General features: G+C 65.4%; 11 protein-coding genes and 2 tRNA genes. 7 read left to right on the top strand and 6 right to left on the bottom strand.

The window, feature by feature from the left end:
• Positions 1–153: 153 nt before the first annotated feature.
• Positions 154–654, top strand: a complete 501-nt coding sequence (locus BST27_RS27425) for a pyridoxamine 5'-phosphate oxidase family protein (RefSeq protein WP_069422533.1) — start codon at positions 154–156, stop codon at positions 652–654.
• A 68-nt stretch (positions 655–722) separates the two neighbouring features.
• Here the strand turns inward: BST27_RS27425 and BST27_RS27430 are convergent.
• From BST27_RS27430 to BST27_RS27445, 4 genes are all read right to left on the bottom strand, one after another.
• Positions 723–795 (bottom strand) — tRNA-Glu (locus BST27_RS27430).
• Between the two features lie 83 nt (positions 796–878).
• Positions 879–950: transfer RNA gene (locus BST27_RS27435), tRNA-Gln, on the bottom strand.
• Between the two features lie 106 nt (positions 951–1,056).
• Positions 1,057–2,529, bottom strand: a complete 1,473-nt coding sequence (gltX, locus tag BST27_RS27440; RefSeq protein ID WP_079220161.1) for a glutamate--tRNA ligase — start codon at positions 2,527–2,529, stop codon at positions 1,057–1,059.
• Positions 2,526–3,323 (bottom strand): fumarylacetoacetate hydrolase family protein, encoded by a 798-nt coding sequence (locus tag BST27_RS27445; protein ID WP_069422535.1) that lies wholly within the window; start codon positions 3,321–3,323, stop codon positions 2,526–2,528. Before BST27_RS27445 ends, gltX begins: the two co-directional genes overlap by 4 nt.
• A gap of 95 nt (positions 3,324–3,418) precedes the next feature.
• Between BST27_RS27445 and BST27_RS27450 the strand changes: the two genes are divergently transcribed.
• Together BST27_RS27450 and BST27_RS27455 are read left to right on the top strand one after the other, a co-directional pair.
• Positions 3,419–4,669, top strand: coding sequence for an MFS transporter (locus tag BST27_RS27450; RefSeq protein ID WP_069422536.1), 1,251 nt, complete (start codon positions 3,419–3,421; stop codon positions 4,667–4,669).
• A 31-nt stretch (positions 4,670–4,700) separates the two neighbouring features.
• Positions 4,701–5,981 carry an MFS transporter gene (locus tag BST27_RS27455; protein ID WP_069422537.1) on the top strand — a complete coding sequence of 427 codons (1,281 nt, stop codon included), beginning with the start codon at positions 4,701–4,703 and terminating at the stop codon, positions 5,979–5,981.
• Here the strand turns inward: BST27_RS27455 and BST27_RS27460 are convergent.
• Both BST27_RS27460 and serA read right to left on the bottom strand, forming a co-directional pair.
• Entirely contained in the window at positions 5,978–6,988 is a 1,011-nt protein-coding gene (locus BST27_RS27460; protein ID WP_069422538.1) for a 3-isopropylmalate dehydrogenase, read from the bottom strand. The two genes, BST27_RS27455 and BST27_RS27460, sit on opposite strands and share 4 nt — an antisense overlap.
• A gap of 49 nt (positions 6,989–7,037) precedes the next feature.
• The gene (serA, locus tag BST27_RS27465) at positions 7,038–8,624 is read right to left on the bottom strand and encodes a phosphoglycerate dehydrogenase (RefSeq protein WP_069422539.1); all 1,587 of its coding nucleotides are present in this window, start codon (positions 8,622–8,624) and stop codon (positions 7,038–7,040) included.
• 232 nt (positions 8,625–8,856) lie between these two features.
• Between serA and BST27_RS27470 the strand changes: the two genes are divergently transcribed.
• From BST27_RS27470 to wrbA, 4 genes are read left to right on the top strand one after another with little or no spacing between them, the layout of a single operon-like run.
• Entirely contained in the window at positions 8,857–10,656 is a 1,800-nt protein-coding gene (locus BST27_RS27470) for a tetratricopeptide repeat-containing glycosyltransferase (RefSeq protein ID WP_232007480.1), read from the top strand.
• A gap of 38 nt (positions 10,657–10,694) precedes the next feature.
• Positions 10,695–12,470, top strand: coding sequence for a tetratricopeptide repeat-containing glycosyltransferase (locus BST27_RS27475; RefSeq protein ID WP_069422588.1), 1,776 nt, complete (start codon positions 10,695–10,697; stop codon positions 12,468–12,470).
• 45 nt (positions 12,471–12,515) lie between these two features.
• Positions 12,516–13,949, top strand: coding sequence for a phytoene desaturase family protein (locus BST27_RS27480; RefSeq protein ID WP_069422585.1), 1,434 nt, complete (start codon positions 12,516–12,518; stop codon positions 13,947–13,949).
• Complete coding sequence (wrbA, locus tag BST27_RS27485) at positions 13,946–14,548, top strand: NAD(P)H:quinone oxidoreductase (RefSeq protein WP_069422586.1); 603 nt, start codon at positions 13,946–13,948, stop codon at positions 14,546–14,548. Before BST27_RS27480 ends, wrbA begins: the two co-directional genes overlap by 4 nt.
• Positions 14,549–14,890: the final 342 nt, after the last annotated feature.

Raw genomic sequence — 14,890 nt, forward strand, 5'->3', positions numbered from 1 at the left:
GGCATGGGCGGTAGGCCGAGCTTGCTGTGGTCCCAGGAGCGGGTGCGGAGGCTGACGATGCGCACAGCGACAACGATTGACCCAGCGATTCGCACTCAGGTTTGCGCCAGCCCACCACGGATCGTCCCGGCGACCGCCTGACAAACTGACGCCATGGGAACCAATCAGCGCGCGCTTATCGTCATGTCCGAGGCTGAGATCGCCGACTTCGTCGCCACCAGCCGCACCGGCACACTGGCCACCATCGGCCCAGACGGCCAGCCGCACCTAACGGCGATGTGGTACGGCGTGCTCGACGGTGAAATCTGGCTGGAAACCAAAGTGAAGTCACAGAAGGCCGTCAACATCAAGCGGGATCCGCGGGTCAGCTTCCTGATCGAGGGTGGGCACACCTATGACACCCTCCGCGGGGTCTCCTTCGAAGGCGTCGCCGAGATCGTCGACGATCCCGAAACCTTGCACCGCGTCGGAGTCAGCGTCTGGGAGCGCTACACCGGGCCGTACACCGACGAGATGAAGCCCTTCGTCGACCAGATGATGAACAAGCGGGTCGCTGTGCGCATCGTCAGCCTCCGCACCCGCTCCTGGGACCACAGCAAGCTCGGCCTACCGCCCATGCCAGTGGGTGGCTCGACCGCACCGGCCGCGCAATAGAGCCAGGCGAGCAGACGCGAAATCCCCCGACGAAATTGGGGGATTTTTGCGTCTGGTCAGTACTTTTGTAGCCCCGATGGGATTCGAACCCACGCTACCGCCGTGAGAGGGCGGCGTCCTAGGCCGCTAGACGACGGGGCCGGAACCGATCCGAGCAGTCAGCATAGCTCACGCCCGTAAGCCCACCTAATCACACAACATCCGCTGGGCGTCAGGAGACTTTGCTGGGGTACCAGGACTCGAACCTAGAATGGCTGAACCAGAATCAGCTGTGTTGCCAATTACACCATACCCCATTGGCCGCCTAAAACAGCTGGTCAGAGCCCATTGTACGGGTACATAACCCGTGTCCTCAGGGCACTATCCCAGCCGTTGTAAGCCGCTGAGCAGACTACCAAAGATTCAGGACGCCTCGTCGCGCGCGGCACGCAGTCGCCTCAAGCTGCGATCACGGCCCAGCAGTTCCAGCGATTCAAACAGCGGTGGACTGACGGTTGTTCCGGTGGCGGCCACCCGAATCGGGCCGAAGGCCTTGCGCGGCTTGAGCTCCAATTTCTCGACCAGCGCCGCCTTGAGGGCCTCTTCGATCTGTGCCGTCGTCCACTCCGTCACGCCGTCCAGCGCGGCGATCGCCGCGTCTAGCACCGGACGGGCATCCGGACCCAACTCCTTGGCGGCGGCCTTCGGGTCGATCGCGTACTCGTCGTCGTTGAGGAACTTCAGCAGGTTCCAGGCGTCGCTGAGCACGACGATGCGCGTCTGCACCAGTTCGGCGGCGACGGCAAAGCCGGCCGAGTCCAACTCGAGGTGATGCCCGTGTGCCTCAAAGAAGTCCCGCAACCTGTTGGTGAAGTCGCTGACGTCAAGACGCCGAATGTGCTCGGCGTTGATCGCGTCGGCCTTCTTCTGGTCGAATCGGGCCGGGTTGGAGTTGACGTTGACCACATCGAACGCGGCCACCATCTCTTCGAGGGTGAACAGATCGCGGTCGTCGGCGATCGCCCAACCAAGCAGCGCAAGATAATTCAGCAGACCTTCGGGTATGAAGCCGCGGTCGCGATGGGCGAAGAGGTTCGACTGCGGGTCCCGCTTGGACAGTTTCTTGGTCCCCTCCCCCAATACCGTGGGCAGGTGGGCGAATTCCGGCGTCCATTCGGCAACGCCGATCCGGATCAACGCCTGATACAAGGCAAGTTGCCGCGGTGTCGACGGCAGCAGGTCATCGCCGCGCAGCACGTGTGTGATCTTCATCAATGCGTCGTCGCACGGGTTGACCAAGGTGTACAACGGATCTCCGTTCGCCCGGGTCAACGCGAAATCGGGCACGGTGCCCGCCGCAAACGTCGTCGGCCCGCGCACCAGGTCATTCCAAGTGAGGTCTTCATCGGGCATGCGCAGCCGCACCACCGGCTTACGACCTTCGGCCAGGTATGCCGCACGCTGCGCTTCTGTCAGGTCGCGATCGAAATTGTCGTAGCCCAGTTTGGGATTGCGGCCGGCGGCGATGTGGCGGGCCTCGACCTCTTCGGGGGTGGAAAATGCGTAGTAGGCCTCGCCCGCGGCCAACAGTCGTTCCACCACGTCGCGATAGATGTCGCCGCGCTGCGATTGCCGGTAGGGGGCGTACGGCCCGCCCACCTCGGGTCCCTCGTCCCAGTCCAGGCCGAGCCAGCGCAGCGCGTCCAGCAGCGCCAGATAGCTTTCCTCGCTGTCGCGCTGGGCGTCGGTGTCCTCGATGCGGAAGACGAAGGTGCCGCCGGTGTGGCGGGCGTAGGCCCAGTTGAACAGCGCGGTGCGGACCATGCCGACATGCGGAATGCCGGTGGGCGACGGGCAGAATCGAACTCGGACGCTCGCGTTGGAGGATCGGGTCACGACTTTCCTTTGCGGACGACGGGATTGGTGAGGGTGCCGATTCCCTCGATGGTGATGGAGACGGTGTCACCATCCTCGATGGGCCCGACTCCTGCGGGTGTGCCGGTGAGGATGAGATCGCCGGGCAGCAAGGTCATTACGGCTGAGATCCATTCCACGATGGCGGCGACGTCATGAATCATCAGCGAGGTGCGGGAGTGTTGTTTGACCTCCCCGTTGACTTCCGTGCGCAGTTCCAGGTCGGCGGGATCTACGTCGGTCACGATCCACGGTCCGATCGGGCAGAAAGTGTCGTGCCCCTTGGCCCGCGTCCACTGTCCGTCGGCTTTCTGCTGGTCACGCGCCGAGACGTCGTTGCCGATCGTGTATCCCAGGATGTTGTCCGCGGATTGGGCGGCGGTGACATCCTTGCAGGCACGGCCGATGACGACCGCCAGCTCGCCTTCGAAATGAACAGGTGATGCGTTGGCGGGCAACCGAATTGGCACGTTCGGCCCGATGATCGCGGTGTTTGGCTTCATGAAGATGACCGGATCCGCCGGTGTCGGCCCGGTTTGTCCGCCCATCTCGGCGATGTGGTCGGCGTAGTTCTTGCCGACGCAGACGACCTTGCTGGCAAGAATCGGAGCCAGCAGTCGCACATCGGCCAGCGGCCATGAGCGGCCGGTGAAGGTTGGTGTGCCGAAAGGGTGTTCGGCGATCTCGCGGGCCGTCAGCTCGCCGGGGTCCTCCAGATTGCCTTCGATGCTGACGAACGCGACGCCGTCGGGGCTGGCGATTCGACCAAGACGCATTCCGATGAGCCTAGTGGGGTGCTGCGGCGGGCGTTGCGGGCCGTCGCCAGAAACTTGTGACAGAAAACACAACAGAACTGTGCAAACATGTCCTGATGCCAACCGAGCCCATCAGCGCGGTTACGCGCTGGGCCATGGTCGGCATCGCGCTGGTTGTGACGGCCAGCGCATTTTCCTTCATCAACGCGGTGCCATTTCTCATCCCGTCGCTGGAAACCGCGCACCGAACTCCGCTTTCCCAATCGGGTCTGTTGGCGGCCATGCCGAGCCTCGGCATGGTGGTGACGCTGATCGCCTGGGGATACCTGGCCGATCGCGTCGGTGAGCGGATCGTGCTGACGGCAGGTTCGGCGATCACCGCGGTGGCCACCTACGCCGCGGCGTCAGTCCACTCTCTGCCGGCGATGGGCGCATTTCTGTTCGTCGGCGGCATGGGCGCCGCCAGCGCCAACCCCGCCTGCGGTCGACTGGTCGCGGGCTGGTTTGCTCCACACCAGCGCGGGCTGGCAATGGGAATACGGCAGACCGCGCAACCATTGGGGATCGCCATGGGCGCATTCATGATTCCCCGACTCGCCGAACACGGACCCGAAGTCGGGTTGCTGTTTCCCGCGTTCGCCTGCGCGGCATCGGCGGTAGTGGCGGCAATATTCGCGCACGACCCGCCACGTAAGCCCCGGTACGAGGCCACCCCACACGAACTGACCACCCCATATCGCGGCAGCACGGTGCTGTTGCGCATCCACGCCATTGCGGCGTTGATGGTGCTGCCACAGGCATTGACCGTCACCTTCATGTTCGTGTGGCTGACCGAGAATCACGGATGGTCGTCGCGGGCTGCCGGTGCGCTGGTAATCATCACTCAAATGCTCAGCGCCGCCAGCCGCATCGCGGCCGGCCGGTGGTCGGACCGCATCGGGTCGCGGATGCGACCAATCCGCGTGATCGCGCTGGGCACCAGTGTGACCATGCTCATGCTGGCGGCTACCAACAACCTCGCATCGCCCTTAGCCGTCGCATTCATGGTGGCCGTGTCGATCATCACGGTGATGGACAATGGACTGGAAGCCACCGCCATCACGGAAGTCGCCGGGCAGTTCTGGAGTGGGCGTGCACTGGGCGTGCAGAACACCACCCAACGCATCATGGCTCTCACCGCGCCGCCGGCGTTCGGCGCGTTGATCGAATCGGCCGGTTACCCGGTGGCGTTCGCAGTATGCGGCATGTTCCCGCTGATGGCGGTGCCGTTGGTCCCCATCTTCTTGCTAGCTCCCGGTCTAGAGGACCGCGCCGACGCGCTATCCGCACGACGGGCGTGGCGCAAAGCGGTCCGTTCCGAGCAATAACGACGCTTGTCGGCTGTGCGAGCATGGGTAAATGGCCAGGGATGAGGCCAGCACGAGCGCCCGACGCTGGTCGATCATGGTTGTGTCACTGGGGGTGACAGCAAGCTCGTTTCTCTTCGTCAACGGCATAGCCTTCTTGATCCCCATGCTGCAGTCGTCCCGCGGCATCACCCTGACCCAAGCGGGCCTCTTGGCGTCAATGCCCAGCTGGGGGATGGTGGTCACGCTGATCGGCTGGGGCTATCTGCTCGACCACGTGGGCGAACGGATCGTGATGACCGCGGGTTCGGCGTTGACCGCCGCTGGGGCCTACGCCGCGGCATCCGTGCAATCTCTCTTCTGGACCGGCGTCTTCTTGTTCATCGGCGGCATCGGGGCGGCGAGTTCGAACAGCGCGGGGGGCCGGCTGGTGTCGGGCTGGTTTCCTCCGCAGCAACGCGGACTGGCCATGGGAATTCGGCAGACGGCGCAGCCGCTGGGAATCGCTGTCGGCGCGTTGGCAATCCCAGAGTTGGCCGAGCACGGTGAGTACGCGGCCCTGATGTTGCCCGCAATCGTGTGCGGCGTGGCGGCGCTGGCCAGCCTCATCGCCATCACCGATCCGCCCCGCAAATCCCGCAAGGTAGCCAGCGACGAGGAACTCGCCAGCCCCTACCGCGGATCGTCCACGTTGTGGCGGCTGCACGCCGCGTCGGCCTTGCTGATGATGCCCCAGACGGTGACCGTGACGTTCATGCTGGTCTGGCTCATGAACCACCATCACTGGCCGGTGGCGACGGCGGGCCTCCTGGTAACCGTCGCGCAGCTCCTGGGCGCCGTGGGCCGTATCGCGGTGGGCCGCTGGTCCGATCGCGTGGGATCGCGAATGCGCCCGGTCCGCGTTATCGCCGTCGCATCCGCTCTGACGTTGTTTCTCCTTTGCCTCAGCGACTACGTCGATACCCGCTTCGACGTTCTGCTCATGATCACCGTTTCGGTGATCGCGGTGCTGGACAACGGTTTGTCGGCCACGGCGATCACCGAATATGCCGGGCCGTACTGGAGCGGTCGAGCATTGGGCATCCAGAACACCACGCAGCGGCTGATGGCCGCAGCCGGGCCGCCGCTGTTCGGGGCGCTGATCAGCGCCTCCGCTTATCCGCTGGCGTGGGGCCTGTGCGGTTTGTTCCCGCTGGCGGCGGTGCCGTTGGTACCCACCCGAATGCAGCCACCCGGCCTGGAGACCAGAGCGCGCCTCCAATCCGTGCGGCGGCACCGATTGAAGCAGTCCGTCTCTCGAGCGCGACGGAGTTCTTCCGACGACGCCGTCTAGAGCGAGGCCCTGATCCGCTCGCCCACCTCGGTGGTGGTGAGACGTTGATCGCCGCGGCTTGCCAGATACGTCTCCACGGCCTTGTCCACCCTGGCCGCGGCGTCGTGGTCGCCGAGGTGAGCCAGCAACAGCGCAACCGACATGATCGCCGCCGTCGGATCCGCGATTCCTTGCCCGGCGATGTCGGGCGCACTCCCGTGCACCGGCTCGAACATCGACGGGTTGGCGCGGGTGGCGTCGATGTTTCCGCTGGCCGCCAGGCCGATACCACCGCACACCGCGGCAGCCAGGTCGGTGATGATGTCGCCGAACAGGTTGTCGGTGACGATCACGTCGAAGCGTCCCGGATCGGTGACCAGGTAGATGGTCGCTGCGTCGACGTGCTGGTAGGCCACCTCGACGTCGGGATATTGCGCGCCGACCTCCTGAACGGTCCGCAGCCACAAGCTCCCGGCGAAGGTCAGCACATTTGTCTTGTGGACCAGGGTGAGGTGCTTACGACGCCGCTGGGCCCGTTCGAACGCGTCGACCACCACTCGACGCACCCCGAAGGCGGTGTTGACGCTCACCTCGGTGGCCACCTCGTTGGGGGTGCCGACGCGGATGGCGCCCCCGTTGCCCGTGTAGGGCCCCTCGGTTCCCTCGCGCACCACCACGAAGTCGATGTCCGGGTTGCCGGCCAGCGGGCTGCTCACCCCCGGGTAGAGCCGGGACGGCCGCAGGTTGACGTGGTGGTCCAGCTCGAACCGCATGCGCAGCAACAGACCTCGCTCCAGCACACCGCTGGGAACCGACGGGTCGCCGATCGCGCCGAGCAGGATCGCGTCGTGCTCCCGCAGCTCGGGAACCACCGAATCCGGGAGAACCTCACCGGTGGCGTGGTAGCGCCGCGCCCCCAGGTCGTATTCCGTCTTCTCCACCCCGGGGCGCACGACATCGAGGACCTTGACCGCTTCGGCCACCACCTCGGGGCCGATGCCGTCGCCGGCAATGACCGCCAACTTCATCGGACGAACTCCTCGTCAATGCGGCAGGTTGCGTCGTCGCCAGTGCGCGTCACGACAGGTCAACCACTTCGAGCTTGTTGGCGCCGACAGCCGTCGCGATCTCCGACCGCACGCTTTCGGGCACGTCCTGGTCCAACCGCAGCAGGATCGTCGCGTTGTCCCCTTCGGTGTCCTCGGACAACTGCGCGGCCTGGATGTTCACCCCCGCCGCGCCCAGCAAGGTACCGATCTTGCCGAGAGCGCCCGGTTGGTCGGCGTAGTTGATGACCAGGTTCGTGCCCTGCGCGCGCAGGTCGAAGTTACGGCCGTTGATCTGCACGATCTTCTCGATCAATTGCGGGCCGGACAGCGTGCCGGCGACATTGACGACCGAGCCGTCGGCGGCAACGGCCCGCACATCGACCACGCTGCGGTGGTTGGGGCTCTCGCTGGCCTTGGTGATTTCGGCGGTCACTCCACGTTCGGCGGCAAGGGCCGGCGCGTTGACGAACGTCACCGGGTCCTCGATGACCGCCGAGAAAAGCCCGCGCAGGGCCGACAGCTTGAGTACCTCGACCTCCTCGGCGGCAAGCTCACCACGCACCTGCACCGTCAACGACACGGGCAGTTCATCGGACAGAGCGGCCACCAGCACGCCGAGCTTGCGCACCAGATCCAGCCAGGGGGCTACCTCCTCGCTGACCACTCCACCGCCGACGTTGACGGCGTTGGGAACGAACTCGCCGGCAAGGGCCAACCGCACGCTCTCGGCGACGTCGGTGCCGGCGCGATCTTGAGCCTCGGCGGTCGATGCGCCGAGGTGGGGTGTGACGACCACCTGCGGCAGGTCGAACAGAGGGCTGTCGGTGCAGGGTTCGGTCGCGAACACGTCCAGACCCGCGCCACGCACGTGACCGCTGTTGATGGCCTCGGCGAGCGCCGCCTCGTCCACCAGGCCGCCGCGAGCGGCGTTGACGATGATGACCCCGGGCTTGGTCTTGGCCAGCGCCTCCTTGTCAATCAGGCCCGCCGTTTCTGGGGTCTTCGGCAGGTGCACCGAGATGAAGTCGGCCTGAGCCAAAAGTTCGTCCAGTGGCAGCAGTTCGATGCCCAGTTGGGCGGCACGCGCCGACGAAACGTATGGGTCGTAGGCGACGACGTGGGCGCCGAAGGCCGCGATGCGCTGGGCGACCAGCTGACCGATCCTGCCCAGCCCGACCACGCCGACGGTCTTGCCGAAGATTTCGGTGCCGGAGAACTTCGACCGCTTCCACGTGCGCTCGCGCAAGGTCGCGTCAGCGGCCGGGATCTGTCGGGCAGTGGCCAGCAGCAACGCGATCGCGTGTTCGGCGGCGCTGTGGATGTTGGAGGTCGGGGCATTGACGACCAACACACCGCGTGCCGTGGCAGCGTCCACGTCGACGTTGTCCAGCCCGACGCCGGCCCGGGCAACGATCTTCAGCTTGGGGGCTGCGGCCAACACCTCAGCGTCAACGTTGGTTGCCGACCGAACGAGAAGTGCGTCCGCTTCGGGCACCGCGGCCAGTAGCTTTTCCCGGTCCGGACCATCTACCCAGCGCACCTCAACCTGGTCTCCCAGGGCAGCGACGGTTGATTCGGCAAGTTTGTCGGCGATCAAAACAACAGGCAGGCTCACGCGGACAGCGTAGTCGGGGATCGCGAGCGCGGTGGAGCCGGGCGAAGCGGATCGCCGCCACCGGCCCGGCGGGGATCGCGAGCGCGGCGGAGCCGGGCGAAGCGGATCACCGCCACCGGCCCGGCGGGGATCGCGAGCGCGCGGCGGCCTGTGACGTGGCTAACTAATTACTTGAGTGATTTATTCAAATGAAACTCTTAACACAGCCAAGTTTGCTGAGTAGTATCCGCCCGTGTCCTCCCTGGTAAACCCGGCGATTTGCGCCAACATGATCGTCCGCAACGAGGCGGCGATCATCCGCGACACTCTCACTGGCATCGCGCCCTACATCAGCGCATGGGTGATCGTGGATACCGGCTCCGATGACGGGACGCAGGACGTCATCCGCGATCACATGGCGCGTCTTGGCATTCCCGGGGAGCTTTACGAGCGGCCGTGGCGCAATTTCGGTCACAACCGCTCCGAGGCGCTGGCCCTCGCCCAGGGCCACGGCGACTACATCTGGGTCCTCGACGCTGACGACAGGGTCGTGGGCAACCTCGATTTCGGCGAGTTGGGCAAAGATCTCTACCAGCTCCGCCATGGCGAAGGTTTCGATTTCTACTGGCGGCCGAACCTCTTCCGCGACGGGTTGCCAGTCCGCTACGAAGGCGTCGTCCATGAGTACGTGATGGTCGACTCCGATTACAGTTACGACCGACTCGACGGTGACTACTACATCGATTCTCGCCGCCTCGGAGCCCGCAACCGGAATCTGCAGCAGAAATTCGAGAGCGACCGCGACCTGCTGCTGGCCGAGCTCGAACGCAATCCTGAGGATCCCCGGTCGGTGTTCTATCTGGCGCAAAGTTACTTTGATTTGGGCGATTTCGAGAACGCCCGCAAGTGGTATCAGCGCCGCGTCGACATGGGCGGGTGGGCCGAGGAGGTCTACCAATCGATGTATCGCGTCGCGGAGTCGATGTGGAAGATTGGTGCGCCCTGGCCGGAAGTGCAGGACGCCTACCTGAGGGCCTGGGAGTTCCGACCGACCCGCGCGGAACCGTTGTACGCCATCGCATTTCGCTACCGGCTCGATGAGCGCTACCGACTCGGCTACCTGTTCGCCAAGCATGCCGCCGAGATCCCGATTCCCACCGAGGACACCTTGGTTGTCAGCGTGGACACCTATACCTGGGGTGCGCTCGACGAGGCCGCCGTCTGCGCCTCATGGATCGGCAAGCACGCCGAGGCGATCGCACTCTGGCGGCGAATTCTGGCCAAGGACAACATTCCAATCGAGGATCGGCAACGAATTACCGAGAACTGCGACAACAGTGCGACCCAGATCTTCGAAACGGTTGCCGCTTACCCCGGCGAGCTGGCGCGGGACCTGACAGGCGGTCGCCGCGTCGCCGAGGTGGTGCTCAGCGTGGTCGCCGGACCGAATCGCGAAGCCACCGAGGTGACGCTGAACTCCCTGCTGAACTGTTGCACCGACGTAAGCCGGATCGGGCGCTACCTGGTGATCGATGCCGGCCTGCCTGCAGACGATCGCGCGATACTGCTCGAACGGTATCCGTTTCTGGAGTTTCTTCCGATCGCCGCCGGAACGTCCACAGGCGCCATGCTGTCGCAGATCCGAGACCAGATCTACGGACGGTTCTGGCTGCACCTGGGACAAGGTTGGCAGTTCTATGCCCAGGAGCAATTGATCACCCGCCTGACCAGCGTTCTCGAGGCCGAGGAAAACGTGTATCAGGTGGCGGTCAACTTTACCGATGCGGACAAGCTGATCGGTGCGACCGCGACAGACGACATGGTGTCCCGCGCGCCTGACGCCGGACGCTATGTGCTGGGCAGTCAAGTGGCATACGGCCCGGCAATGTTCGAAACCACGCGCCTTGATCGGGTCGGGGGTATCCGTGCCAATGAAGGCGATCCCCTCGCCGAGCTGGGCCCACGGGCCACCGCCGCCGGTCTGGCGACGGCCAGCCTCGACGAGGTGTTGTGCATCAATACTCTGCCGGCTCGCCTGTCGGTCGACGCCTGAGCCGCGACACACAAAAAGCCAACAGCAAAGAGCTCGCCGTGCCCGCCCACCCCGCAATCTGCCTAAACGCCATCGTGCGCAACGAGGCTCACATCATCCACGAAATGCTTGACGCGGTCGCCCCGCACGTCAGCTGTTGGGTCATCGTGGACACCGGCTCCACCGACGGAACCCAGGACATCATCCGGAACCGGATGTCCGAGCTCGGCATCCCCGGAGAGCTGCACGAACGGCCCTGGCGCAACTTCGGCCACAACCGGTCCGAGGCTCTGGCCCTAGCCCAGGGCCACGGCGATTACATCTGGGTCATGGACGCCGACGACACCATCACCGGCACGATCGACTTCACCGGACTCAGCGCCGACATCATCTGGCTGCGGTTCCGAGACCACGACACCAACACCTTTTGGCGACCACAGATATTCCGTGACGGGGTGCCGGTCCGCTACGAAGGCGTCGTGCACGAATACCTCACAGACGACGTGAGTTTCGACCACGCCCATTTGGATGGCGACTACCACGTCGAATCTCGTCGACTCGGCGCACGCAACACCGACCTGGAACGCAAGCACGCCAGCGACCGCGATCTGCTGCTTGCCGAGGTCCAACGCAATCCCGGCGATTCTCGGTCCGTCTTCTACCTAGCTCAGAGCTACTTCTGCTTGAACGATTACGCCAGCGCGCGAGAGTGGTATGCGCGCCGCGCCGAGATGGGCGGTTGGGATGAGGAGGTCTTTTACTCGCTGTTGCGTGTCGCGGTGTCGATGGCGGAACTCGGCGAGTCCTGGCCGCAGGTGCTTAACAGTTTCCTGTTGGCGTACGAAAAACGGCCGAGCCGGGCCGAGCCCCTGTATGAGATCGCACGGTGGTGTCGCAGGCTGCAGCGCTACGAAGCCGGCTACATGTTTGCCAAGCGCGCTGCCGAGATCCCCTGCCCCGACGACATCGTCCTCGTCGCCGCCGATGTCCACAACTGGCGCGCACTCGACGAGCAAGCGGTGTGCGCGTCGTGGATCAACAAGAAAGCCGAGGCGTTCGCGCTCTGGCGGCGGATACTGGCCCGGCCCGACATCCCCGACGATGACCGCTCACGGATGGCGGCCAACCTCGACTTGTGCAAGCCGTCAATGATCGACGCCGCTTCCCGATACCCGGAGGCCTTGGCGCAACACCGTTTTGCCGGTCCGCGCGACCCCGAGGTGACTGTCAGCCTGGTCGCTGGCCCGGATCGCGCCGACACCGACCTGACCCTGAACTCATTCCTGAACAGCTGCACCGACATGTGGCGGGTCGGACGCTTCTTGGTGGTCGATGCCGGCCTGTCAGCCGTAGATCGGGCCAACCTCCTTGAGCGCTACAGCTTTCTCGAGTTCGTCGACGCCGCCCCCGGCAGTGGGCCGGGCACCGAGCTCGCCTATCTGCGCGCCCAGATCCACGGACGGTTCTGGCTGCACCTCGGACAGGGCTGGTTGTTCTTCGCACCCGAAGACCTGATTGCCCGCCTCACCGCGGTGCTCAAGGCCGAACCACAGGTGTTCCAGGTGGCGATCAACGGCGGCGAGACGATCACGCTGAGCGGTGCGAGCGCGGCAGCGGACCCGGTGAGGCGAGCACCTGGGGCGGGTCGCTACGTACTGGGTGAGCGGGTGGCCTACGGACCGGCCATGTTCGACACCGCCCTCCTGGATCGCTTGGGCGGTATAAGTGCCAATGACCCCGATCCCCTCGCCGAGTTGAACCGGCGTGCCGTCGCCGCCGGTCTGGCCACGGCCAGCCTCGACGAACTGTTGTGCATCCAACCGGACCCGAGGTAGTCGCCCCGGGTTCCTTTCGACGACGTCGTCGGCTGTAATTCACAGATGGACGTCACCGTCGTCGGCAGCGGACCCAACGGGCTGGCTGCGGCCGTGATCAGCGCCCGCGCCGGGTTGAAAGTACAGGTGCTCGAGGCCCAGCCAACGTTTGGTGGCGGTGCTCGAAGCGCGCCCGACGTCGAATTTCCGGGAGTGCTGCACGACATTTGCTCGGCGGTCCACCCGCTGGGATTTGCGTCCCCATTTTTCGCCGAGTTCGACCTGGCCGCGCGCGGCGTGACGCTGGCCGTTCCGGAGATCTCGTATGCCAACCCGTTACCGGGCCGGCCCGCGGCGATCGCCTATCGCGATCTGAAGCGCACCTGCGACGAGTTGGACCACGGCGCGTCGTGGCGACGCCTGCTCGGCCCGTTGGTGAAAAACTCCGACGCGGTGGTGGACTTCCTGTTGGGTGACAAGCGTTCGGTGCCCAGTTCGCCGATAACCTCCGCTCGGCTGGGACTGCGGATGCTCGCCCAGGGCACCCCGGCATGGGGGTCACTGTCCGGTGACGATGCCCGTGCATTGTTCACCGGCGTTGCCGCGCATGCGATTACACCGCTGCCCTCCCTGGCGTCGGCGGGCGCGGGGATGATGCTGGCGACGCTCGCCCACTCGGTCGGCTGGCCCATTCCGGTGGGCGGCACCCAGAAGATCACGGATGCGCTGATCGCCGATCTGCGGGCGCACGGCGGCGAAGTGATCAGCGGCGCCGAGGTGACGGAGCCACCGGACGGTGTCGCGATGTTCGACACGGCACCTACGGCATTGCTGCGCGTGTACCGCGACACGATTCCATCCCGCTATGCAAAAGCCTTGCACCGCTACAGTTTTGGAGCTGGCGCGGCAGCCAAGGTCGACTTCGTGCTCAGCGGCGACATCCCGTGGTCCGACCCGCGACTCAAAGATGTGCCGACCTTTCACCTCGGGGGCACCCGCCAGGAGATGGCGCACGCCGAGGCCGAGGTAGCGGCGGGGCGGCACCCCCAGTTCCCGATGGTGCTCGGCTCCTCGCCCCACATCGCCGATCCGGGGCGCATCGACGAAGGCGGTCGCCGTCCGTTCTGGGCGTACGCGCACGTACCGGCCGGGTCGACCGTCGATCCGACGGAGGCCGTGACGGCTGTCGTCGAACGCTTCGCGCCCGGGTTCCGCGACATCGTGCTGGCGACACGCAGCGTGCCCGCCGCGCGGATGTCAGACCATAACGCCAACTACGTCGGCGGTGACATCGCTGTCGGCGGAGCCAACCTGCTACGCGCTTTGGGCGGCCCTACGCCACGGCTGAACCCCTGGAGCACGCCAATTCCCAAGGTGTACCTATGTTCGTCCGCGACCCCGCCCGGCGCTGGGGTGCACGGGATGGCGGGGCTTTTCGCGGCGCGCACGATGTTGCGGCGTGAGTTCGGCATCAACGAGTTGCCTAAGCTGAGCCCATGACCAAACTCGCGATCATCTATTACTCCGCCACCGGCCATTGCACATCCATGGCCAAGCGGGTCGCCGCGGCGGCCGAGGCTGCCGGTGCCGAGGTCCGGGTGCGCCCGGTCGCCGAAACCCGCGACCCGGCTTCGTTCGCGAAGAACCCGGCTTGGACCGCGAATTACCAAGCAACCAAAGACCTTCCGACGGCCACCGGTGACGACATCGTCTGGGCCGACGCGGTGATCTTCGGCTCGCCCACCCGATTCGGCTCGGTTGCCTCGCAACTCCGCGACTTCCTCGACTCGCTGGGCGGGTTGTGGGCCGAGGGCAAGCTCGCCGACAAGGCATATGCGGCATACACATCCAGCAACACCGTGCACGGCGGCCAGGAGACGACCCTGCTCACCCTGTATGTCACGTTGATGCACTTCGGCGGCATCATCGTGCCACCGGGGTACACCGACCCATCGAAGTTCGTCGACGGCAATCCCTACGGCGTGAGCCTGGTGTCCACGCACGACAACATCACCGAATTCGATGATGCAACGGCCACCGCTCTGGATCACCTGGCGCGGCGGGTGGTGTCTGTCGCGGGGTGCCTGTCGTCACGCTGAGGCGCGCTGAGCGCACCCACCGCCGAGCGTCCACACCAGAGTGACCGGCCGTCGGGTGAGGGCGCACCCACCGCCGAGCGTCACACCAGAGTGACGGCCGCCGCCGAGCGTCACGCCAGAGTGACCGGCCCTCGGGTGAGGGCGCATCCACCGCCGAGCGTCACACCAGAGTGACCGGCCCTCGGGTGAGGGCGCACCCACCGCCGAACGTCACACCAGAGTGACCGGCCCTCGGGTGAGGGCGCACCCACCGCCGAGCGTCACACCAGACGGTATGGGGGTATGGGCTGGGGCCTCGCTCACATGTGAACGTGGGTTACCGACAGGGTGGTCCTGGCCGGT

Source organism: Mycobacterium intermedium (assembly GCF_002086275.1).
Taxonomy (GTDB): Bacteria; Actinomycetota; Actinomycetes; order Mycobacteriales; family Mycobacteriaceae; genus Mycobacterium; species Mycobacterium intermedium.